Origin of the sequence: Serratia sp. B501 (assembly GCF_051172315.1) — a bacterium.
Classification (GTDB): domain Bacteria; phylum Pseudomonadota; class Gammaproteobacteria; order Enterobacterales; family Enterobacteriaceae; genus Serratia; species Serratia ureilytica.
In genome coordinates this window covers 25,997-47,744 of sequence record NZ_JBPIZB010000002.1, presented here as the reverse complement: position 1 = coordinate 47,744, position 21,748 = coordinate 25,997, and the positions used below count along the sequence as shown (strand labels likewise).

General features: G+C 58.7%; 17 protein-coding genes. 15 read left to right on the top strand and 2 right to left on the bottom strand.

From position 1 onward, the window contains the following. Positions 1-2: 2 nt before the first annotated feature. From rpsA to lpxK, 5 genes are all read left to right on the top strand, one after another. Positions 3-1,676: a 30S ribosomal protein S1 gene (gene rpsA / locus ACSBQV_RS06715; protein WP_004928267.1), complete on the top strand. Its 1,674-nt coding sequence runs from the start codon at positions 3-5 to the stop codon at positions 1,674-1,676. 62 nt (positions 1,677-1,738) lie between these two features. Continuing rightward, a complete protein-coding gene (gene ihfB, locus ACSBQV_RS06710; protein WP_004928264.1) occupies positions 1,739-2,023 on the top strand; it encodes an integration host factor subunit beta in 285 nt (94 codons plus the stop codon). A gap of 269 nt (positions 2,024-2,292) precedes the next feature. Beyond that, the gene (locus ACSBQV_RS06705) at positions 2,293-4,569 is read left to right on the top strand and encodes a ComEC family protein (protein ID WP_404758077.1); all 2,277 of its coding nucleotides are present in this window, start codon (positions 2,293-2,295) and stop codon (positions 4,567-4,569) included. A gap of 35 nt (positions 4,570-4,604) precedes the next feature. After that, a complete protein-coding gene (msbA, locus tag ACSBQV_RS06700) occupies positions 4,605-6,353 on the top strand; it encodes a lipid A ABC transporter ATP-binding protein/permease MsbA (protein WP_033642563.1) in 1,749 nt (582 codons plus the stop codon). Beyond that, positions 6,353-7,333, top strand: a complete 981-nt coding sequence (lpxK, locus tag ACSBQV_RS06695; protein ID WP_042784110.1) for a tetraacyldisaccharide 4'-kinase — start codon at positions 6,353-6,355, stop codon at positions 7,331-7,333. Before msbA ends, lpxK begins: the two co-directional genes overlap by 1 nt. 2 nt (positions 7,334-7,335) lie before the next feature. On the opposite strand, the gene hglS is transcribed toward lpxK, so the two are convergent. After that, positions 7,336-8,742, bottom strand: a complete 1,407-nt coding sequence (hglS, locus tag ACSBQV_RS06690) for a 2-oxoadipate dioxygenase/decarboxylase HglS (RefSeq protein ID WP_069100873.1) — start codon at positions 8,740-8,742, stop codon at positions 7,336-7,338. A 525-nt stretch (positions 8,743-9,267) separates the two neighbouring features. Between hglS and cspE the strand changes: the two genes are divergently transcribed. The 6 genes from cspE (at position 9,268) to ACSBQV_RS06660 (ending at position 13,535) form a co-directional block, all read left to right on the top strand. Further along, positions 9,268-9,477 (top strand): transcription antiterminator/RNA stability regulator CspE, encoded by a 210-nt coding sequence (gene cspE / locus ACSBQV_RS06685; RefSeq protein ID WP_004928244.1) that lies wholly within the window; start codon positions 9,268-9,270, stop codon positions 9,475-9,477. Between the two features lie 222 nt (positions 9,478-9,699). Continuing rightward, positions 9,700-9,921, top strand: coding sequence for a cold-shock protein (locus ACSBQV_RS06680; protein WP_004928241.1), 222 nt, complete (start codon positions 9,700-9,702; stop codon positions 9,919-9,921). Positions 9,922-10,034: 113 nt separating this feature from the next. Continuing rightward, entirely contained in the window at positions 10,035-11,261 is a 1,227-nt protein-coding gene (locus tag ACSBQV_RS06675; protein ID WP_099783667.1) for a winged helix-turn-helix domain-containing protein, read from the top strand. 297 nt (positions 11,262-11,558) lie between these two features. Continuing rightward, complete coding sequence (locus tag ACSBQV_RS06670; protein WP_004928237.1) at positions 11,559-11,741, top strand: Trm112 family protein; 183 nt, start codon at positions 11,559-11,561, stop codon at positions 11,739-11,741. Then, the gene (gene kdsB, locus ACSBQV_RS06665; protein ID WP_033642567.1) at positions 11,738-12,487 is read left to right on the top strand and encodes a 3-deoxy-manno-octulosonate cytidylyltransferase; all 750 of its coding nucleotides are present in this window, start codon (positions 11,738-11,740) and stop codon (positions 12,485-12,487) included. Before ACSBQV_RS06670 ends, kdsB begins: the two co-directional genes overlap by 4 nt. 151 nt (positions 12,488-12,638) lie before the next feature. Next, positions 12,639-13,535: a YcbJ family phosphotransferase gene (locus ACSBQV_RS06660; RefSeq protein ID WP_033642568.1), complete on the top strand. Its 897-nt coding sequence runs from the start codon at positions 12,639-12,641 to the stop codon at positions 13,533-13,535. An 8-nt stretch (positions 13,536-13,543) separates the two neighbouring features. Here the strand turns inward: ACSBQV_RS06660 and elyC are convergent, their stop codons facing one another. Further along, positions 13,544-14,317: an envelope biogenesis factor ElyC gene (gene elyC / locus ACSBQV_RS06655; RefSeq protein ID WP_042784114.1), complete on the bottom strand. Its 774-nt coding sequence runs from the start codon at positions 14,315-14,317 to the stop codon at positions 13,544-13,546. 152 nt (positions 14,318-14,469) lie between these two features. Here elyC and cmoM point away from each other — a divergent pair, with 152 nt between their 5' ends. From cmoM to mukB, 4 genes are read left to right on the top strand one after another with little or no spacing between them, the layout of a single operon-like run. Continuing rightward, complete coding sequence (cmoM, locus tag ACSBQV_RS06650; RefSeq protein WP_033642570.1) at positions 14,470-15,255, top strand: tRNA uridine 5-oxyacetic acid(34) methyltransferase CmoM; 786 nt, start codon at positions 14,470-14,472, stop codon at positions 15,253-15,255. After that, the gene (gene mukF / locus ACSBQV_RS06645; protein ID WP_089195724.1) at positions 15,252-16,574 is read left to right on the top strand and encodes a chromosome partition protein MukF; all 1,323 of its coding nucleotides are present in this window, start codon (positions 15,252-15,254) and stop codon (positions 16,572-16,574) included. The genes cmoM and mukF overlap by 4 nt, the downstream gene beginning before the upstream one ends. After that, positions 16,555-17,283, top strand: a complete 729-nt coding sequence (gene mukE, locus ACSBQV_RS06640; RefSeq protein ID WP_004928226.1) for a chromosome partition protein MukE — start codon at positions 16,555-16,557, stop codon at positions 17,281-17,283. The genes mukF and mukE overlap by 20 nt, the downstream gene beginning before the upstream one ends. After that, complete coding sequence (gene mukB, locus ACSBQV_RS06635; protein WP_033642571.1) at positions 17,280-21,728, top strand: chromosome partition protein MukB; 4,449 nt, start codon at positions 17,280-17,282, stop codon at positions 21,726-21,728. The genes mukE and mukB overlap by 4 nt, the downstream gene beginning before the upstream one ends. Positions 21,729-21,748: the final 20 nt, after the last annotated feature.

Genomic DNA, 21,748 nt, shown 5'->3' with positions numbered 1-21,748 from the left:
ACATGACTGAATCTTTCGCTCAACTCTTTGAAGAATCCTTAAAAGAAATCGAAACCCGCCCGGGTTCCATCGTTCGTGGCGTCGTTGTTGCTATCGACAAAGATATCGTACTGGTTGACGCCGGTCTGAAATCTGAGTCTGCCATCCCGGCTGAGCAATTCAAAAACGCCCAGGGCGAGCTGGAAATCCAGGTTGGTGACGAAGTTGACGTTGCTCTGGATGCTGTTGAAGACGGCTTCGGTGAAACCCTGCTGTCCCGTGAGAAAGCTAAGCGTCACGAAGCTTGGATCACGCTGGAAAAAGCCTACGAAGAAGCTGAGACTGTAACCGGTGTTATCAACGGCAAAGTGAAGGGTGGCTTCACCGTCGAGCTGAACGGCATCCGCGCGTTCCTGCCAGGTTCCCTGGTTGACGTGCGTCCGGTACGTGACACTCTGCACCTGGAAGGCAAAGAGCTTGAGTTCAAAGTCATCAAGCTGGATCAGAAGCGCAACAACGTTGTCGTTTCTCGCCGTGCGGTTATCGAATCCGAGAACAGCGCTGAGCGCGATCAACTGCTGGAAAACCTGCAGGAAGGCATGGAAGTTAAAGGTATCGTTAAGAACCTCACTGACTACGGTGCATTCGTTGATCTGGGCGGCGTAGACGGCCTGCTGCACATCACTGACATGGCTTGGAAACGCGTTAAGCATCCAAGCGAAATCGTCAACGTTGGCGATGAAATCACTGTTAAAGTGCTGAAGTTCGACCGCGAGCGTACTCGTGTATCCCTGGGCCTGAAACAGCTGGGCGAAGATCCATGGGTTGCTATCGCGAAACGTTACCCAGAAGGCACCAAGCTGACTGGCCGTGTAACCAACCTGACTGATTACGGCTGCTTCGTAGAAATCGAAGAAGGCGTTGAAGGTCTGGTACACGTTTCTGAAATGGATTGGACCAACAAAAACATCCATCCGTCCAAAGTTGTTAACGTGGGCGACGTAGTGGAAGTGATGGTTCTGGACATCGATGAAGAACGTCGTCGTATCTCCCTGGGCCTGAAGCAGTGCAAATCCAACCCATGGCAGCAGTTCGCAGAGACCCACAACAAGGGCGACCGCGTTGAAGGTAAAATCAAGTCTATCACTGACTTCGGTATCTTCATCGGCCTGGACGGCGGCATCGACGGCCTGGTTCACCTGTCTGACATCTCCTGGAACGTTGCAGGCGAAGAAGCAGTACGTGAATACAAGAAAGGCGACGAAATCGCTGCGGTTGTTCTGCAAGTTGACGCAGAGCGCGAGCGTATCTCCCTGGGCGTGAAGCAACTGGCTGAAGACCCGTTCAATAACTACCTGTCTATGAACAAGAAAGGTGCTATTGTTACTGGTAAAGTCACTGCAGTTGACGCCAAAGGTGCTACAGTTGAATTGGCAGGCGGCGTAGAAGGTTACCTGCGTGCATCTGAAGCCTCTCGCGACCGCATTGAAGATGCAACTCTGGTTCTGAACGTAGGTGACGAAGTTGAAGCTAAATTCACCGGCGTTGACCGTAAGAACCGCGTTGTAAGCCTGTCCGTACGTGCTAAGGACGAAGCTGACGAGAAAGACGCCATCGCAACTGTTAACAACAAACAGGAAGAAGGCAACTTCTCTAACGCAATGGCTGAAGCTTTCAAAGCGGCTAAAGGCGAGTAATGACGGGGGGCGGTCTCTGACCGCCCCGATACGGTAGTTTAGCTGCAAAGCTTGGAGGTACTATGACCAAGTCTGAACTTATTGAAAGACTTGCTGGCCAGCAATCTCATATTCCGGCGAAGGCCGTTGAGGATGCAGTGAAAGAGATGCTTGAGCACATGGCCGCTACGCTGGCCGAGGGCGAACGCATTGAGATCCGCGGATTCGGCAGTTTTTCTCTTCACTACCGTGCCCCGCGTGTAGGTCGCAACCCGAAAACCGGTGACAAAGTTGAGCTGGACGGCAAGTACGTTCCTCACTTCAAACCAGGCAAAGAGTTGCGTGACCGCGCCAATATCTATGGCTAGTCGCTGACTGCTCATAGCGTTGTTGCTTGAAAAGAATATAAAACGGTGCCTGTAAGGCGCCGTTTTTTTTGCCTGCAATTCGCCGCGACACGCTCGCGAGTTGCGTACTGCGCCGCATTGACGATGTGGCTCCTGCATAGATCTCTCTTATCCTGCCATGTTCAGCGCATCTTCGTTAAAGCCCGCTGGCGGCGACGTGTCGCCTGAATGATCCTGCTTGCTTGCCGTGACGCGTCTTTGCTCATGGCGGAGCCGATGGGAGAAAAGCGATCAAAATTTCGCTGGATCTGGCGATATTCGCCGTTATCTGCGGCATCCTGCCGCTATTGGTTTTACCGCAGTTGCCTGAGCAATGGCAGCTGTGGCCGCTTTTGCTTGTTGTCTGTTTACTGCTGCGTACGCGCAGGCCATTCTGCCGTTATTTGGCCTGCCTGGGGTTGGGGTTCGCGTGGGCGGTTTTCAATGCCGGAAGCCTGATAGGGCAAATGGAGCGTTTGAGCCGCGGGCCGGAAGTGACGGCGGTGGTGCAGGTAAGCAGCATCGCGTTGAATCCGGCCGCCAGCAAGCAGACGCTGATGCGTATCGAGCGGATCGATGGCCATTGGCTGGCGCCTGCATTGATGTTTACCACACTATGGGCCCCGGAACAGCAGCGGCTGTGCGCCGGGCAGCGTTGGCAATTGAAACTGCGCTTGCGGCCGGCGCACGGCAAGCTCAATGAAGGGGGCTTCGACAGCCAACGTTGGGCGATCGCACAGCGCCAGCCGTTGACGGGCCTGGTCAGGCAGGCCCGTTTGCTGGATGGCGATTGTAGCCTGCGTCAGCGCATAATCAGCCATGCGGAAACCAACATCGGTGAGCTGCGTTACAAGGCGGTATTGTTGGCGCTGGCGTTTGGGGAGCGAACCGCGCTGGAACAGCCTTTACGCACGCTGATGCTGAAAACCGGCATTGCGCATTTAATGGCCATTTCAGGGCTTCATGTGGCGATGGTCGCCATTTTGTTCTGGGCCGCGCTGCGGGCGCTGCAGTTTTTTCTGCCCTCCCATCTGATTGGCTATCGTTTTCCTCTGGTCGCGGGCTGGGTGGCGACGCTGATCTATGTCTGGTTGGTGGGCGCCCAGCCGCCGGCGGTGCGTACCGTGTTGGCCATGACATTGTGGATGTTGCTGCGCCTGCGCGGCGTTCATTGTTCTTCCTGGCAGGTGTGGCTATGGTGTATCGGGCTGATTTTGCTGTGCGATCCGCTGGCGGTATTGTCAGACAGTTTCTGGCTGTCGGTGCTGGCGGTAGGTTGCCTGATTTTTTGGTTTGAATGGGCGCCGCTCGGCGAGCGATTCCGGTCGGCCTGGTATTGGGCGCCGGTGCGCTGGCTGCATATTCAGCTCGGCATGACGCTGCTGCTGGTGCCGATGCAGGCCGCGCTGTTTCTGGGCCTGACGCTGACCTCGCTACCCGCCAATCTGTGGGCGGTACCTATTGTCTCATTGGTGACGGTGCCGCTGATTTTGCTGGCGGTGATATTTGGCTTCTTTCCCTCGTTAAGCTACGGGCTATGGTGGCTGGCGGACTTCACGCTGTACTGGGTGTTTGTGCCGCTGCATTACCTGCAACGCGGTTGGGTGGATCTGGGGGCTGCCTCGCTGCTGGCCAGCGCGGCGGGGTGGCTCATCGTCGTCTGTTGGCGCTTTCATTGGTGGCGGCGTTATGCACCGGGGCTGGCGACGATAGCGATATGCTGTGTGCTGTGGCGGGAAAAAGAGCCGGGATACCGCTGGCGAGTCGATATGCTCGATGTCGGGCACGGCTTGGCGGTGGTCATTGAGCGAAACGGCAAGGGAATACTGTACGATACCGGCGATCGTTGGCCGGGCGGCAGCGCCGCCGAACGGCATATTTTGCCAATGTTGAACTGGCGGGGAATTGAATTGGAACAGATCATTATCAGCCATGATCATCTCGATCATACCGGTGGCCTGCCGACGGTGCGACGGGCGTTTCCAGGGGCTACGGTACGCAGCCCGATGCGCGGGGAGGGGCACTTGCCCTGCGTCGCCGGTGAGCGCTGGCGCTGGCAAGGGTTGCAATTCGAAGTGCTGTGGCCGCCGAAAACGCGTAAAAAGCCGGGCAATGACGACTCTTGCGTGATCCGTATCGACGACGGGAAACACAGCCTGCTGCTGACCGGCGACGCGGAAAAAAAGGCGGAGGCGCAGCTGCTCCGATTGCGGCGCGATCGCTTGGCGGCGACGGTGTTGCAGGTGGGGCATCATGGCAGCAAAACCTCTTCCACGCCGCCGTTTCTGCGCGCGGTCAATCCTCAGGCGGCATTGGCGTCAGCATCTCGTTACAACAAATGGCGTTTGCCGGCGCGTAAAGTGGTCGCCAGATACCGGGCAAATGGCATTATATGGCGCGATACGACGCGCTCCGGCCAGTTATCGGTACTTTTTTTCGACAACGATTGGCAAATTAAGGGCTTTCGCGAACAATTAATGCCCCGTTGGTACCATCAGCGGTTTGGCGTAGAGGGTGATAATGAGTAAAATAGGCCGCTATTTCTTCCGATGCTGGTATTTGCATGATGAATGATAAAGATCTCTCGACCTGGCAGACATTCCGTCGACTCTGGCCGATGATCACTCCTTTTAAGACCGGGCTGATTGTAGCCGCCATTGCGTTGATTATGAACGCAGCGGGGGACACGCTGATGCTGTCTCTGCTTAAACCGCTATTGGACGATGGGTTTGGAAAAACCGACAGCAGCGTGCTGGTGTGGATGCCGTTGGCCGTCATCGCGCTGATGTTGATGCGCGGCGTAACCAGCTTTGTTTCAAGCTACTGCATTTCCTGGGTTTCCGGCATGGTGGTGATGCAGATGCGCCGCCGCCTGTTTGGCCACATGATGAGAATGCCGGTGGCCTTCTTCGATCAACAGTCCACCGGGACCCTGTTGTCGCGCATTACCTATGATTCCGAACAGGTGGCTTCCTCCTCTTCCAGCGCGCTGGTGACCGTGGTGCGCGAAGGGGCTTCGATCATTGGCCTGTTCATCATGATGTTCTATTACAGCTGGCAGCTGTCGGTGATCCTGATCGTGCTGGCGCCGATCGTCTCCATTGCCATTCGCCTGGTGTCCAAGCGTTTCCGCAACATCAGTAAGAACATGCAGAACACGATGGGGCAGGTGACAACCAGCGCCGAACAGATGCTGAAAGGCCATAAAGAAGTGCTGATCTTCGGCGGCCAGCAGGTGGAAACCGAGCGCTTTAATTCGGTCAGCAACCGCATGCGTCAGCAAGGCATGAAGCTGGTTTCCGCGTCTTCGATTTCCGATCCGATCATTCAGCTGATCGCTTCGTTGGCGCTGGCGTTCGTGCTGTTTGCCGCCAGCTTCCCAAGCGTGATGGAAACCCTGACCGCCGGTACCATTACCGTGGTGTTCTCGTCGATGATTGCGCTGATGCGTCCGCTGAAGTCGCTGACCAACGTCAATGCCCAGTTCCAACGCGGGATGGCGGCGTGCCAGACGCTGTTCTCCATTTTGGATATGGAACAGGAAAAAGATACCGGCACCCGCGAAGTGAAGCGCGCGAAAGGCGATATCGAATTCCGCAATGTCACCTTCTACTACCCGTCCAAGGAAACGCCGGCGCTGCGTGATATCAACCTGAACATCGCCGAAGGCAAGACCGTAGCGCTGGTGGGCCGTTCCGGTTCGGGGAAATCGACCATCGCCAACCTGTTGACGCGTTTCTATGATATCCAGGAAGGCGAAATTCTGATGGATGGCCACGATCTGCGCGAATACACCCTGGCCTCACTGCGTAATCAGGTGGCCCTGGTTTCGCAAAACGTGCACCTGTTCAACGACACCATCGCCAACAATATCGCCTATGCGCGTGAGAGCGAATACAGCCGCGAGCAGATCGAGAAAGCGGCCGAAATGGCGTACGCGATGGACTTCATCAACAAGATGGAAAACGGTCTGGATACGGTGATCGGTGAAAACGGCGTCATGCTGTCCGGCGGCCAACGCCAGCGCATCGCCATCGCGCGCGCGCTGCTGCGTGACTGCCCGATCCTGATCCTGGATGAGGCGACCTCTGCGCTGGATACCGAGTCCGAGCGGGCCATTCAGGCCGCGCTGGACGAACTGCAGAAAGACCGAACTTCACTGGTGATCGCGCACCGTCTGTCGACCATTGAAAAGGCGGACGAGATCCTGGTGGTGGAAGACGGCCGCATCGTCGAACGCGGTGAGCACGCCGAGTTGCTTGAGCGGCAGGGCGCCTATGCGCAGCTGCACCGCATGCAGTTTGGTCAATAATGATTGAGCGCATCTGGTCCGGCGGTTCGCTGCTTTATCTGGCGCTATTGCCGCTCTCGTGGCTGTATGGCCTGTTCAGTTGGCTGATCCGCCTCAGTTACCGCTGCGGCCTGCGTAAAAGTTGGCGTTCGCCGGTGCCGGTCGTGGTGGTGGGTAACCTCACCGCCGGCGGCAACGGCAAAACGCCGATGGTGATCTGGCTGGTGGAGCACCTGCAGCAACGGGGCTACCGCGTTGGGGTGGTGTCGCGCGGCTACGGCGGCAAGTCAGCGGTTTATCCTCTGGTGCTGGGTCAGAATACGTCGACCCGCGAGGCGGGCGATGAGCCGGTGCTGATTTATCAGCGTACCGGGGCGCCCGTGGCGATCGCGCCCAAGCGCGCCGAGGCGGTGCAGGCTCTGCTGCAACAACAGCCGCTGGATGTGATCATCACCGACGACGGCTTGCAGCACTACGCTTTACAGCGTGACTTCGAGCTGGTGGTCATCGACGGTGTGCGTCGTTTCGGTAACGGCTGGTGGTTGCCGGCCGGGCCGATGCGCGAGCGCGCTGCGCGGCTTGGCAGCGTCGATGCGCGCGTCGCCAATGGCGGCGTGGCGCAGGCCGGGGAAATTGCCATGCGTCTGCAGGCGCGTGATGCGGTGAACCTGCTGAGCGGTGAACGTCGCCCGGCGGCCGAGCTGCCGCGCGTGGTGGCGATGGCGGGTATCGGCCATCCGCCGCGTTTCTTCGCGACGTTGGAAAAGTTGAACGTCGAAGTCGTGCAGGAAGTGGCGTTTGCCGATCATCAGGAATATCAGCAGGCGCAGCTGGCGGCGTTGGTTAATGCAGATCAAACGCTGTTGATGACGGAGAAGGACGCGGTGAAGTGTCGCGCCTTTGCCCAGCCCAATTGGTGGTATCTACCGGTTGATGCGGTGCTACCATCCGCTCAGGCTGAGCAACTGCTGCAGGATATCGAGTCCCTGCTGTCCAAGTAATCTCAGGATGCCAGCGTGACAAGCCCCAAGGCTTGCGCGCAGGCTTCCAGCGAGCGCTGCTGGGTTTGCTGATACAGCGCCAGCTCGTCGATCACTTCACTGCCCAACGCTTGTTCAAACGCTGCCCGGCTTGACGCCGCATTGTACTGTGCATGGCGGCTGTCCCCCAGATTCGATTGGAAAATCCCCGCCGCGCTGACCGGCAGAAAATCTTCATATACCAGTGGCTGGAAGCGAACGTGTTCTTTCTCGATCAGTTGCTCCAGGGTGCTGTGCTTATCCAGTGATTCTTTGGCCGCCAGGCCGCATTCGGTCGGGAAATAGCGGAACCAGGCCAGCTGTTGCTCGCGCAGCGTGGCGTAATCATCCGGAAACGCCCGGAAGTTTTCTTCCAGCAGCTGATAATAGCGTTCGGCATTTTTCTCGCTCGGCGGCGCCTGCAGCGCATCGTTGGTGGCCTTCAGCAGACGGTCGTAGAGTTCTCTTCCTTTAGTCGTCAGCGCCACACCGCGCTGTTCAATCTCGCCGAAGCGCGCGGTATGATGGCCGGCGACGACGCGGCCGTCATGCTCGACGAAATCGACGCGTTCTTCCAACGCCTTGAAGCTGGTCTGGCGCAGCAGGATCGCGCGACGGCGACGCGGCGGCCCCTCGATGACCGCCTTGGGCGTAATGCCACGGGCGGGCATCGCCTGCTGAACGCGATCGATATCCAGCGTGCGCGGTGTTAGATGATTGATATGCGGCCCTTTAAACGCCACCACGTCGGCGATCAGGCGATGCTGATCGTGCAACTGCCGGTATTCTTCGGCGCTGACCGTCGCCTGGTTGTGCCAGCGGAAGGTTTCCAGTGCTTGTTCGACAAATTCTTGCGCCTGCACTTCATTCAGCCCGCCTTGCGCTTCCTGCAGCGCGATCAGTTCCAACGCGCGATCGGTAAAGATGCGGCGGCGCGCCAGCAAGCGCTCAGCCAGCTCACGCAGCGCGGGATCTTCTATCAGCTCCAGGCGCAGCAGGGAGGTAAACACGCGGAACGGACTGATTTGCAGGGCGTCTTCGTGTACGGCGCGAAAGGCGGTCGAGTGCACGGGAACGCCCGCCACCGACAGATCATAGTAACCGACCGGCGCCATGCCCATCACCTGGAACAGACGGCGCAGGGTGGCCAGTTCGTCCGCCGTGCCGACCCGGATCGCGCCGTGGCGCTCCATCGCAAGGCGTTCGATCTCGCCGGTGATTTGCAGTTGATGAGCCAGTGCGGCATCTTCGCGCAGAACCTGTCGGTTGGTTTCCGCCACCAGTTCCAGCAGATCGCCGTACAGCGGTACCTCCTTTTGGTACATGTCCGACATCGCGTGAGAGAATCTGGCGCGGATTTCATTAGGTGAAACGAACTGCTGGGCGGTCATGCGCATAGCTCCTTGATTCAGCATAATCTGAAAAATAGTGTTTTTAGCGGCAAAAGTGCTGGCGAAAAAGCCGTCTGCCTTGTTTTCCCCTCAAGTTTAGCCATCTGATTTGGGATTTGTTATAGACGTGGCAAGCATATTAGAGTTTTATGCGTTAGCTCTCATTTGCAGCGCACGGACGGACAAATGATGCCCCGGTGAGGAGGGGAACGCGATGGATCGGCCGCGGCGAGCGTTAAATTAAGTCATGCATATTCAGGGGGATAAAAATAAATTCGACGTATTTATGAATTTAATGCAATAAACCCCTTGTGCATTCACCATTTTTATGAGTAAATGCAAGTCGGCCTGTGATCCAGACCTATTTATGTTCGAGTTTAGAGTTAAGCAGTTCCTCCAAAAACGTTATCATCCGATTCCGCTTCAAAGACGAACCTTCTAAGTACCTCCCATAAGTAATGTTTCTGAAATGGCCGCAATTGCCTCTTATGGCAGATTTTGTAAATATATTTAAAGGTAAAAGTAATGTCTAAGAAGACGGGTCAAGTTAAGTGGTTCAACGAAAGCAAAGGTTTTGGTTTCATTGAGCAGCACGATGGCGGCAAAGATGTATTCGTACACTTCTCCGCAATCATGACCGACGGTTTCAAGACCCTGGCTGAAGGCCAGCGCGTCGAGTACACCATCCAGGACAGCCCGCGCGGGCCGGCTGCCGCCAACGTAGTTGCTCTGTAAGAAGACAGGGAACGCGTATAAAGAGATCTTAATACAACCATGGTGACGCTCAGCGCTGAGTCATGCGGAAGATATTAAGTTCAACAAGCCCGCCTTAGTGCGGGTTTTTTAATTTTTTGCTCACGAGAGGTTTGTTACGAAAAACTTTAGGATGGGCTGGTAGCGTCCAGACAATATAAAAAATGACGTTGTCAAGGACGCTCAAGTAAAAGGATATAAGTTATGTTTAAAAATACTGTGTTAAAAATGGGCCGTGTGAAATGGTTTAATCAGGCCGAAGGCTATGGTTTTATTTCACCGGTAGATGGCAGCGACGAAATCTATGTCAATCGCAACGCTATCGCCAACACCAAAAATAAGTCGTTGAACGAAGGTCAGAACGTTGAGTTCTCGATCTATCGCAGCTCGCATGGGCTGTCCGCGGCAGACGTTATCGCGTTCTGATCGCATCCTCCTTCCTCGCCAGTGCCGGTGTCGCCACCCGCAAGCACTGGCGAAGATAAATCCCGCGATATCCACTATTATCAGGCCATTGCCTACTCGCCACGGATATCAGGATGACCACCCCGACCATTTCCCTTACCGCCGCTCGCGCGCTGCACCTTGCCGCCCAGGGGCTGCTTTTTCCGCTTAAACGCCAGGCTCGGCCCGATGACGTCGTGAGTGCGATCCAGCGCATGGGGCTGTTACAAATCGATACCATTAGCGTCGTTGCTCGCAGCCCGTATCTGGTGCTGTTCAGCCGTTTGGGAGCCTATCAGCCGGAGTGGCTTGAGCAGGCGCTCGCCGGCCGCAAGCTGTTCGAGTATTGGGCGCACGAGGCCTGTTTCCTGCCGATCGAAGATTTTGGTCTGCTGCGCCATCGCATGCTGGCGCCGCATGATATGGGCTGGAAATACTCCGCCGACTGGGTGCAGCAGCACCAGGCCGCGATGGACAGCTTGCTGCGGCACATCGAACAACAGGGGCCGGTGCGCTCCGCGGATTTCAGCGCCGAGAAGAAGGGCAACAGCGGGTGGTGGGACTGGAAACCGGAGAAACGGCATCTGGAGATCCTGTTTACCGCCGGCAAGCTGATGGTGGCCGAACGTCGCAATTTCCACCGGGTTTACGATCTGACCGAAAGGCTGCTGCCGGCCTGGGACGATGCGCGGCATGCGCTGCCCGTGGAGCAGGCGCGCCGGCAGATGCTGTGCCGCACCTGCCGCTATCTGGGCATTTTCCGCGCTGAGTGGTTGGCGGACTACTATCGGCTGAAGCGCGTGGCGCCAAAAGCCTTGCTGGCAGCGCTGCAGGAGCAGGGCGAGATTACGCCGGTGCGGGTCGAGGGGCTGGAAGGGCCGTTTTATGTGCATGAATCACTGGCGGAACTGCTGCCGCTGGCGGAGCAGGGCAAACTCAAATCGACGGTCACCAGCCTGTTGTCGCCTTTTGATCCGGTGGTGTGGGATCGTCGTCGGGCGCTGGAGCTGTTCAACTTTGACTATCGGCTGGAGTGTTACACGCCGAAAGAAAAACGCCGCTACGGTTACTTCACGTTGCCGGTGCTGCATCGGGGCGATCTGGTGGGGCGGATTGACGCCAAGGCTCACCGACGCCAGGGCATCTTCGAGATCATCAGTTTCCATGCGGAGCCGCAGGTGCGCTTCGGTAAACAGCGTACGCAGGATATCCGGCAAGCCATCGCGCGCACGGCTCATTGGCACGGCGCGCAACGCGTTGCGCTGGGCGACATTCCGGCGGCGTTGGCCGCTGAATGGGGAGCCGGCTGGGAAGTGGGATAACGAGCGACGCCGTCGGTGGGGTAAAACGAAGTTAAGCGCCGCTCGTTACAAAGGGGGCTCAGTGGCTGAAGTTAGCGAACAGAGCGATGATTTTATGCAGACGTTTGATCACGTATTACGGTCTTTTTTGTGATTTTCATCACAAAATTCTACGCCGTGTGGCGCCGCAGTTCAAGCCGTTGCGCGGACGCCATGAGGAAATATCGGCGGCTTGGCGCCGCCGATGATTAACCTGAGGCCGGGCGTTATGCTATCCTCACAGCCTTCCCAGATGACCTATCCCCTTGCGGAGGATGCATGGACCACCGTTTACTCGAAATCGTTGCCTGCCCGGTATGCAACGGCAAACTCTATTTCAATAAAGAAAACCAGGAGCTGGTGTGCAAAGCGGACGGGTTGGCTTACCCGCTGCGCGACGGCATTCCGGTGCTGTTGGAAAATGAAGCGCGTGCGCTGTCGCTGGACGAGAAGCACGCATGAGTTTTATCGCTATTATTCCCGCCCGCTACGCCTCAACCCGTTTGCCGGGCAAACCGCTGGCCGATATTCACGGCAAGCCGATGGTGGTGCACGTGATGGAACGCGCCCGTGAGTCCGGCGCCAGCCGCGTCATCGTGGCGACCGATCACCCTGAAGTCGCCAAAGCGGTGGAAGCCGCCGGCGGCGAAGTGTGCATGACCAGCCCGGATCACCATTCCGGCACCGAGCGTTTGGCGGAAGTGATCGCGCACTACGGCTTTGCCGACGACCAGATCATCGTTAACGTGCAGGGCGATGAGCCGCTGATCCCACCCGTTATCGTGCGGCAGGTGGCGGAAAATCTGGCGGGCAGCCAGGCTGGCATGGCGACGTTGGCGGTGCCGATCGACAGCGCCGAAGAGGCATTCAACCCCAATGCGGTGAAGGTCGTGATGGACGCGCAGGGCTACGCGCTCTACTTCTCGCGCGCCACCATTCCCTGGGATCGCGAGCGTTTCGCCGCATCGAAGGAGAGCATCGGCGACAGCCTGCTGCGCCACATCGGCATCTATGCGTACCGCGCCGGTTTCGTGCGCCGCTACGTCAGTTGGGCGCCGAGCCAGCTGGAGCAGATCGAGCTGTTGGAACAGCTGCGCGTGCTGTGGTACGGTGAAAAAATCCACGTGGCGGTCGCGAAAGCGGTCCCGAGCGTGGGGGTCGATACGCCGGAAGATCTCCAGCGCGTGCGCGACAGCATTCAACCCTGAGCCTGATTTCGTCGGCGCGGCGCGCAACGCGCCGACGATGCAATACCTCCCATTATTGATCCCCGTTTTGTTGATCTGCGTTGAAGAATTTTTCCGCTCACCGTTCGATGATGTTACGCATACCCCCTTATTAGCCTGAGGTGAATGCCTTATGGAGCAGTTACGCGCCGAACTGAGCATCGTGCTGGGTGAGTCCGTCAGCCGGCTGGAGCGAGTGAGCGAACAGCCTTATGCGCACATGTATTCACTGTACGATCGCCAGGGCAACGCTATCCCGCTGATGGCGAAAAGTTTTATCTGCCAGGGCATCGCCCAGCAGGAGGCGTACAAGCTGTCGATGCTGGCGCGCGACGGGGATATCCGCCTGCCCACGGTGTACGGCGTGGTATGCACCCACCAGGCGCCGTATACGGAAATCCTGCTGATCGAGCGTCTGCGCGGCGTGTCGGCCGAAGCGCCAACGCGTTCGCCGGATCGCTGGAACATGTTAATGGAGCAGATCGTTGACGGGATGTTGGCCTGGCACCGCATCGACAGCCATGGCAGCGTCGGCACCGTTGACAGTACGCAGGAGAATGACTGGTTTTGCTGGTATCAACAGCGGGTCGAAGTGCTATGGGCGACGGTGGTCAATCTCACAACCCCACAGCTGACCATGGCAGATCGGCGTTTGCTGTACCGCACGCGCGAAGCGCTGACCCATTTCTTCGTCGGTTTCGACGATCCCTGCGTCCTGGTGCACGGTAACCTGTCGCTGCGCAGCATGTTGAAAGATCCCAAAAGCGATCAGCTGTTGGCGATGCTTAATCCCGGTGTGGTGCTGTGGGCGCCGCGCGAATACGATCTTTTCCGCCTCTGTGAAGCGGGCATGCCCAGCCAACTGTTGTTCAGCTATCTGCAGCGGGCGCCGGTCGCCGACGCTTTCCTGGCGCGGCGCTGGCTGTACGTGGTGTGGGAAGCGGTAGGGCGTTTGATCCATACCGGCAAGCTGGAGCGGCAGCCGTTCGACTATGCGTCGCAACAGCTGCTGCCCTGGCTGGCCGGTTGAACGGGGCCTTACTCGGCGCCGGCGCTATCCGCGCCTTTCAGCCGTTGCCACAGGCTGCCCAGCGTTTCATACCAGGCGCGCTCGGTATGGCCGAGGAACATGGACGACGGCGTGGCGCGATCCCAGATATTCAGCGGCGAGTCGATCGCCAATTGGTTGGCCGGGGCCGGGATCGGGTGCAGGCCCTTAGCCTCGAAGAAACGCATGGCGCGCGGCAGATGGTTGGCGGAAGTCACCAGAAGGAAGGGGTGTTCGCCGACCAGCTTGGCGACCTGAGCGGCTTCTTCCTCGGTATCGCGCGGTTCCCCCAGGATCACCATGTCGCTGCGCGGCACGCCCAGGCTTTCCGCTACCAGCGCTGCCGTGGCGGCGTTGCTCTGCATGCGTCCGCCGGGCGCGCCGGTAAACACCATCCTGGCGCCAGGGTGCGCCAGGTAGAGCCGCACGCCCTCCGTCACGCGGGGCAGACTGTTGCCGAGCAGGTTCGAGCTGGGTGCCCAGTCGGGATTGTAGGTATAGCCTCCGCCCAACACCACGATGTAGCTGACCGCATCGTTGCCGCGATATGTCTGGTATTCGGCTTCGATCGGCCGCAGCAGGCGGTCGGCCACCGGTTGCAGGCTGAAAAGCAGTAAAAACAGCCAGCTCAGCGTGAAAATCGTCTTACCGCTTTTTTGCCAGCGGGTGAACCACAGCAGCAGCAGCGCCAGCCCCATCAGCAGCATCAACAGCGGCAGCGGCATCAGCAGAGCGCCAAAGAACTTTTTCAGGTTGAACAGCATCGAAAATCAGATCCTTTTGAGTGAAAAAACGGCATCCAGGCATAAACAGGCCGCAAGAAGATACATTCTAAGCCAGTCTGTGCCAAAATAGCAGGTTTGAATGGGCGTGCGCTTTGCCGCCGACAAGACTGAGATCAGCGGAGCCGTTGTCCATGCAGGATCGTAATTTTGACGATATTGCTGAAAAATTTGCGCGTAATATTTACGGCACCACGAAAGGAAAAATCCGCCAGGCGGTGGTTTGGCAGGATCTGACCGGGCTGCTGGCCCAGTTGCCGCAGCGGCCGCTGCGCATCCTCGATGCCGGGGGCGGTGAAGGCCATATGGCTTGCCAACTGGCAGAATTAGGACATCAGGTGTTGTTGTGCGATCTTTCTGGTGAGATGATCCAGCGCGCCGCGCAGCTGGCGGAGCAGAAAGGTGTGAGCCAGAACATGCAATTCGTACAAAGTTCTGCGCAGGATATCGCTCAACATTTGGAACAGCCGGTTGATCTGATATTGTTTCATGCAGTGCTTGAATGGATCGCTGAACCCGTGGCGGCGCTGCAGGCGTTGTGTGATTGTCTGACGCCGGGCGGCGCGCTGTCGCTGATGTTCTTCAACGCCAACGGTCTCTTGATGCGTAACGTGGTGTTGGGTAACTTCCAATTGGTGGATCCCGAGGTCAGACGGCGCCGCAAGCGTTCGCTGTCGCCGCAATATCCGCACGATCCGCTATTGGTCTACGGCTGGCTGGAACAGCTGGGCATGCGCATCAGCGGCAAAACCGGCGTGCGGGTGTTCCACGACTATCTGCAGAGCAGACAGCTGCAAACCCAAAAATTTGAAGAGTTACTGGCGCTTGAACAGCACTATTGCCGGCAGGAGCCGTACGTGAGTTTGGGGCGCTATATTCACGTCATGGCGCATAAACCAAACCTGAAGGACGAACTATGAGTGAATTTTCCCAGACAGTACCCGAACTGGTCGCCTGGGCACGGAAAAATGATTTCTCTATTTCGCTCCCTACGGAGCGTCTCGCATTTCTGCTCGCTATCGCCACCCTGAATGGCGAACGGCTGGACGGCGAGATGAGCGAAGGTGAGCTGGTTGATGCATTTCGCCATGTCAGCAAGGGTTTTGAACAGACGCATGAAACGGTGGCGATGCGCGCCAACAATGCGATCAACGACATGGTGCGCCAGCGCCTGTTGAACCGCTTTACCAGCGAACTGGCGGACGGTAACGCGATTTACCGCCTGACGCCGCTGGGTATCGGCATTACCGATTACTATATTCGCCAACGCGAATTCTCCACGCTGCGTCTGTCGATGCAGCTGTCGATCGTGGCGCAGGAACTGAAGCGCGCCGCCGATGCCGCCGACGAGGGCGGCGACGATTTCCATTGGCACCGCAACGTGTTCGCGCCGTTGAAATATTCGGTGGCGGAAATCTTCGACAGCATCGACATGACGCAACGCGTGATGGACGAGCAGCAGCAGAGCGTGAAAAACGACATCGCGGCGCTGCTGAGCAAAGACTGGCGGGCGGCGATCTCCAGCTGCGAAATGCTGCTGTCGGAAACCTCAGGCACCCTGCGCGAACTGCAGGATACGCTGGATGCGGCGGGCGACAAGCTGCAGGCCAATCTGCTGCGCATCCAGGACGCAACCCTCGGCAACGTGGAGCTCGGCTTCGTCGACAAGCTGGTGTTCGATCTGCAGAGCAAGTTGGATCGCATCATCAGCTGGGGCCAGCAGGCGATCGACCTGTGGATCGGCTACGATCGTCACGTGCACAAATTTATCCGTACCGCTATCGATATGGATAAAAACCGCGTGTTCGCCCAACGCCTGCGCCAGTCGGTGCAAACCTATTTCGACCACCCGTGGGCGCTGACTCATGCCAATGCCGATCGTCTGCTGGACATGCGCGACGAAGAACTGGCGCTGCGCAGCGAGGAAGTGACCGGGGAACTGCCGCCAGATCTGGAGTTCGAAGAGTTCAGCGAGATTCGCGAACAGCTGGCGGCGATGATCGAAGAGGCGTTGAAGGTGTACCAGGAACAGCAGATGCCGCTCAACCTTGCAGCGGTGATGCGCGATTACCTGGTGCAATATCCGCGTGCGCGTCATTTCGACGTGGCACGTTTAGTGGTCGACCAGGCAGTGCGCCTCGGTGTGGCTGAAGCAGATTTCTCAGGGTTGCCGGCGGAATGGCAGGCAATCAATGATTACGGAGCCAAGGTCCAGGCCCATGTCATCGACAAATATTGAACAAGTAATGCCAGTCAAGCTGGCCAAAGCGTTGTCCAACTCGCTGTTCCCGGCGCTGGACAGCCAACTGCGCGCGGGTCGTCACATCGGTATCGATGAGCTGGACAACCACGCCTTTTTAATGGATTTCCAGGATGAGCTGGAAGAGTTTTACAACCGTTACAGCGTCGAGCTGATTCGGGCGCCGGAAGGTTTCTTCTATTTGCGCCCGCGCTCCACCACGCTGATCCCGCGGTCGGTGCTGTCCGAGCTGGATATGATGGTCGGCAAGATCTTGTGTTACCTGTATCTCAGCCCCGAGCGCCTGGCGCACGAAGGCATTTTCAGCCATCAGGAGCTGTACGATGAACTGCTGAGCCTGGCGGATGAGAACAAGCTGCTCAAGTTCGTCAACCAGCGCTCCACCGGTTCGGATCTCGATCGGCAGAAGCTGCACGAGAAGGTGCGCACCTCGCTGAACCGCCTGCGCCGCCTCGGCATGGTCTATTTCATGGGCAATGACAGCAGCAAGTTCCGCATTACCGAGGCGGTGTTCCGCTTCGGCGCCGACGTGCGCAGCGGCGACGATCCGCGTGAAGCGCAGCTGCGCATGATTCGCGACGGCGAGGCGATGCCGGTTGAAACCAGCCTGTCGCTTAACGATGAGAATGACGCTGAGGATCAGCAGGTTGATAACGCTCCTGACGGTGCAGAGGATGAACAGGAATGATTGAACGCGGTAAATTTCGCTCGCTGACGCTGGTTAACTGGAACGGCTTCTTTGCCCGCACCTTTGATCTCGATGAGCTGGTGACCACGCTGTCCGGCGGGAACGGGGCGGGGAAATCCACCACCATGGCGGCCTTCGTCACCGCACTGATCCCCGATCTGACGCTGCTGCACTTCCGTAACACCACCGAAGCGGGTGCCACCAGCGGTTCGCGCGACAAGGGCCTGCACGGCAAGCTGCGCGCCGGCGTGTGTTACTCCACCCTCGACGTCGTCAACTCGCGCCACCAGCGCGTGGTGGTTGGCGTGCGTCTGCAGCAGGTGGCGGGACGCGATCGCAAGGTCGATATCAAACCTTTCACCATCCAGGGCCTGCCGACAGCGGTACAGCCGACTGAATTGCTGACCCAGACCGTGGGTGAGCGCCAGGCGCGCGTGCTGTCGCTGCAAGAGTTGAAAGAGCGCGTGGAAGAGATGGAAGGCGTGCAGTTCAAGCAGTTCAACTCGATCACCGATTACCACTCGCTGATGTTCGATCTGGGCGTGATCCCGAAACGCCTGCGTTCGTCCGCCGATCGCAGCAAATTCTATCGTCTGATTGAAGCGTCGCTGTACGGCGGCATCTCCAGCGCCATCACCCGCTCGCTGCGCGACTACCTGTTGCCGGAAAACAGCGGCGTGCGCAAGGCGTTCCAGGACATGGAAGCGGCGCTGCGCGAAAACCGCATGACGCTGGAAGCGATCCGCGTTACCCAGTCGGATCGCGACCTGTTCAAGCATTTGATCTCCGAGGCCACCTCTTATGTGGCGGCGGACTATATGCGCCACGCCAACGAACGCCGCATCCACCTGGACGGCGCGTTGGCGCTGCGCAGCGATCTGTTGGGCAGCCGCAAGCAGCTGGCCGCCGAACAGTATCGCCATGTGGAAATGGCGCGTGAGCTGAGCGAGCAGAGCGGCGCCGAATCCGATCTGGAAACCGATTACCAGGCCGCCAGCGACCACCTGAACCTGGTGCAGACGGCGATGCGTCAGCAGGAGAAGATCGAACGCTATGAAGCCGATCTGGAAGAGCTGACCTACCGTCTGGAAGAGCAGAACGAAGTGGTGGCCGAGGCGAGCGAGCAGCAGGCCGAGAACGAAGCGCGCGCCGAAGCGGCCGAGCTGGAAGTGGATGAGCTGAAGAGCCAGCTGGCCGACTACCAGCAGGCGCTTGACGTGCAGCAGACCCGCGCCATTCAGTACCAACAGGCGCTGCAGGCGTTGGAGCGCGCGCGCGCGCTGTGCCAACTGCCGGACCTGACCGCCGACAACGCTGAACAGTGGCTGGACACCTTCCAGGCTCGCGAGCAGGAGGCGACCGAAGCGCTGCTGATGCTGGAGCAGAAGCTGAGCGTGGCCGACGCCGCGCACGGCCAGTTCGAGCAGGCCTATCAGCTGGTGGGTAAAATCGCCGGCCAGGTCAGCCGCAGCGAAGCCTGGCAGTGTGCGCGCGAATTGCTGCGCGACTGGCCTTCGCAGCAACACCTCGCCGAGCGCGTTCAGCCGCTACGTTTGCGCCTGAGCGAACTGGAACAGCGCCTGCGCTCGCAGCAGGACGCCGAGCGGCTGCTGCAAGAATTTTGCAAACGCCATGGTCAGGAGTACCAGCCGGACGATCTCGACATGCTGCAGCAGGAGCTGGAAGAGCGCCTGGAAGCGCTGTCGCAGAACGTCAGCGAAGCCGGTGAACGCCGCATGGAGATGCGCCAGGAGCTGGAGCAGATCCAGCAGCGCATCCGTGAGCTGACGGCGCGTGCGCCGGTTTGGCTGGCGGCGCAGGACGCCCTGAGCCAGCTCAGCGATCAGAGCGGAGAGCCGCTGGAAAATAGCCAGCAGGTGACCGAATACATGCAGCAGCTGCTGGAGCGCGAGCGTGAAACCACCGTCGAGCGCGACGAAGTGGCGGCCCGCAAGCGCGAAGTGGAAGCGCAGATCGAACGTCTCAGCCAGCCGGGCGGCGCGGAAGATCAACGCCTGGTCACCTTGGCCGAACGTTTCGGCGGCGTGTTGCTGTCGGAAATTTACGATGACGTCACCATCGACGACGCGCCTTACTTCTCGGCGCTGTACGGCCCTTCGCGCCACGCCATCGTGGTGCCGGATCTGTCGCTGGTGCGCGAGATGCTGGAAGGGCTGGAAGATTGCCCGGAAGATCTTTACCTGATCGAAGGGGATCCGCAGTCGTTCGATGACAGCGTATTCGCCGTCGAAGAGCAGGACAAAGCGGTGGTGGTGAAGATCGCCGATCGCCAGTGGCGTTATTCCCGCTACCCGGAAGTGCCGTTGTTCGGCCGCGCGGCGCGCGAAAACCGCCTGGAAGTGCTGCATGCCGAGCGTGAAACGCTGGCGGAGCGCTATGCCACGCTGTCGTTCGACGTGCAGAAAACCCAGCGTTCGCATCAGGCCTTCAGCCGCTTTATCGGCACCCATCTGGCGGTGGCGTTCGACGCTGACCCGGAAGCGGAGATCCGCAATCTGAACGCCCGTCGCGGCGAGATCGAACGTGCGCTGAACAATCACGAAGCGCAGAATCAGCAGCAGCGCCAGCAGTACGATCAGGCCAAAGAGGGCATTTCCGCGCTCAACCGCCTGATGCCGCTGGTGTCGTTGCTGAACGATGAAACGCTGCAGGATCGCGTCGACGAGATCCGTGAAGAGCTGGAAGAAGCGCAGGACGCCGCGCGCCACATTCAACAGCACGGGGTGTCGCTGACCAAACTGGAGCCGCTGCTGTCGGTGCTGCAGAGCGATCCGCAGCAGCATGAACAGCTGCAGCAGGACTACGCGCAGGCGCAAAGCGTGCAGCGTCAGGCCAAACAGCAGGCGTTCGCGTTGACAGAAGTGGTGCAGCGTCGCGCGCACTTCAGCTATACCGACTCCGCCGGCATGCAGAATGCCAACAACGATCTCAACGACAAGCTGCGCCAGCGTCTGGAACAGGCGGAAGCCGAACGCGCCCGCGCCCGTGAGCAGCTGCGTCAATATCAAACCCAGTTCACCCAATACAGTCAGGTGCTGGCCTCGCTGAAAAGCTCGTATGACGCCAAGCGCGACATGCTGAAAGAGCTGAGCCAGGAGTTGGTGGATATCGGCGTGCAGGCCGACGCCAACGCGGAAGCGCGCGCGCGTCAGCGCCGCGACGAGCTGCATGCGGCGCTGAGCAACAACCGCGCTCGCCGCAATCAGTTGGAGAAACAGCTGACCTTCTGCGAAGCCGAAATGGATGGCCTGCAGAAGAAACTGCGCAAGCTGGAACGCGACTACCATCAGCTGCGCGAGCAGGTGGTGACCGCCAAGGCGGGCTGGTGCGCGGTGATGCGTCTGGTGAAAGACAACGGCGTGGAACGCCGCCTGCACCGCCGCGAGCTGGCGTATATGGATGGCGACGAGCTGCGCTCGATGTCGGATAAGGCGCTCGGCGCGCTGCGTCTGGCGGTGGCGGACAACGAACACCTGCGCGACGTGCTGCGTCTGTCGGAAGATCCGAAGCGGCCAGAGCGTAAGATTCAGTTCTATATCGCGGTGTACCAACACCTGCGTGAACGTATCCGCCAGGACATCATCCGTACCGATGATCCGGTCGAGGCCATCGAGCAGATGGAGATTGAGCTGGGCCGTCTGACCGAAGAACTGACCGCGCGCGAGCAGAAGCTGGCGATCAGTTCGAAAAGCGTGGCCAACATCATTCGCAAAACCATTCAGCGCGAGCAGAACCGCATTCGCATGCTGAACCAGGGGTTGCAGGCCGTTGCTTTCGGCCAGGTGAAAAGCGTCCGTCTGAACGTCAACGTGCGCGAAGCGCACGCCACCCTGCTGGACGTGCTCTCCGAGCAACAGGAACAGCATCAGGATCTGTTCAACAGCAACCGCCTGACCTTCTCCGAAGCGTTGGCCAAGCTGTATCAGCGTCTGAATCCGCAGATCGATATGGGGCAGCGCACGCCGCAGACCATCGGTGAGGAGTTGCTGGATTACCGCAACTACCTGGAGATGGAAGTGGAAGTGTATCGTGGCTCCGACGGCTGGCTGCGTGCGGAAAGCGGCGCCTTGTCTACCGGTGAAGCCATCGGTACCGGGATGTCAATTCTGGTGATGGTGGTGCAGAGCTGGGAAGAAGAATCCCGCCGCCTGCGCGGTAAAGACATCTCGCCATGTCGCTTGCTGTTCCTCGATGAAGCGGCGCGTCTGGATGCCAAATCGATCGCCACGCTGTTCGAGTTGTGTGACCGTCTGGAGATGCAGCTGATTATCGCGGCGCCGGAAAACATCAGTCCTGAGAAGGGCACCACCTATAAACTGGTGCGTAAGGTGTTCCAGAACCACGAGCATGTGCACGTGGTGGGGCTGCGCGGTTTCGCCAGCGAGCCGCCGGCGCTGGGCACTGCGCCGGTCGAAACGCCGTAACGCAGAAAAACGCCCTAAAA

What these genes read in the sequence shown, in the direction of transcription:
- ACSBQV_RS06680 (WP_004928241.1), top strand. Translation starts at nt 9,700, where the DNA reads ATGTTTAAAAATACTGTGTTAAAAATGGGCCGTGTGAAATGGTTTAAT.
- cmoM (WP_033642570.1), top strand. Translation starts at nt 14,470, where the DNA reads ATGCAGGATCGTAATTTTGACGATATTGCTGAAAAATTTGCGCGTAAT.
- lpxK (WP_042784110.1), top strand. Translation starts at nt 6,353, where the DNA reads ATGATTGAGCGCATCTGGTCCGGCGGTTCGCTGCTTTATCTGGCGCTA.
- mukB (WP_033642571.1), top strand. Translation starts at nt 17,280, where the DNA reads ATGATTGAACGCGGTAAATTTCGCTCGCTGACGCTGGTTAACTGGAAC.
- msbA (WP_033642563.1), top strand. Translation starts at nt 4,605, where the DNA reads ATGATGAATGATAAAGATCTCTCGACCTGGCAGACATTCCGTCGACTC.
- cspE (WP_004928244.1), top strand. Translation starts at nt 9,268, where the DNA reads ATGTCTAAGAAGACGGGTCAAGTTAAGTGGTTCAACGAAAGCAAAGGT.
- ACSBQV_RS06660 (WP_033642568.1), top strand. Translation starts at nt 12,639, where the DNA reads ATGGAGCAGTTACGCGCCGAACTGAGCATCGTGCTGGGTGAGTCCGTC.
- elyC (WP_042784114.1), bottom strand. Translation starts at nt 14,317, where the DNA reads ATGCTGTTCAACCTGAAAAAGTTCTTTGGCGCTCTGCTGATGCCGCTG.
- mukF (WP_089195724.1), top strand. Translation starts at nt 15,252, where the DNA reads ATGAGTGAATTTTCCCAGACAGTACCCGAACTGGTCGCCTGGGCACGG.
- ihfB (WP_004928264.1), top strand. Translation starts at nt 1,739, where the DNA reads ATGACCAAGTCTGAACTTATTGAAAGACTTGCTGGCCAGCAATCTCAT.
- ACSBQV_RS06670 (WP_004928237.1), top strand. Translation starts at nt 11,559, where the DNA reads ATGGACCACCGTTTACTCGAAATCGTTGCCTGCCCGGTATGCAACGGC.
- mukE (WP_004928226.1), top strand. Translation starts at nt 16,555, where the DNA reads ATGTCATCGACAAATATTGAACAAGTAATGCCAGTCAAGCTGGCCAAA.
- ACSBQV_RS06675 (WP_099783667.1), top strand. Translation starts at nt 10,035, where the DNA reads ATGACCACCCCGACCATTTCCCTTACCGCCGCTCGCGCGCTGCACCTT.
- kdsB (WP_033642567.1), top strand. Translation starts at nt 11,738, where the DNA reads ATGAGTTTTATCGCTATTATTCCCGCCCGCTACGCCTCAACCCGTTTG.
- rpsA (WP_004928267.1), top strand. Translation starts at nt 3, where the DNA reads ATGACTGAATCTTTCGCTCAACTCTTTGAAGAATCCTTAAAAGAAATC.
- hglS (WP_069100873.1), bottom strand. Translation starts at nt 8,742, where the DNA reads ATGACCGCCCAGCAGTTCGTTTCACCTAATGAAATCCGCGCCAGATTC.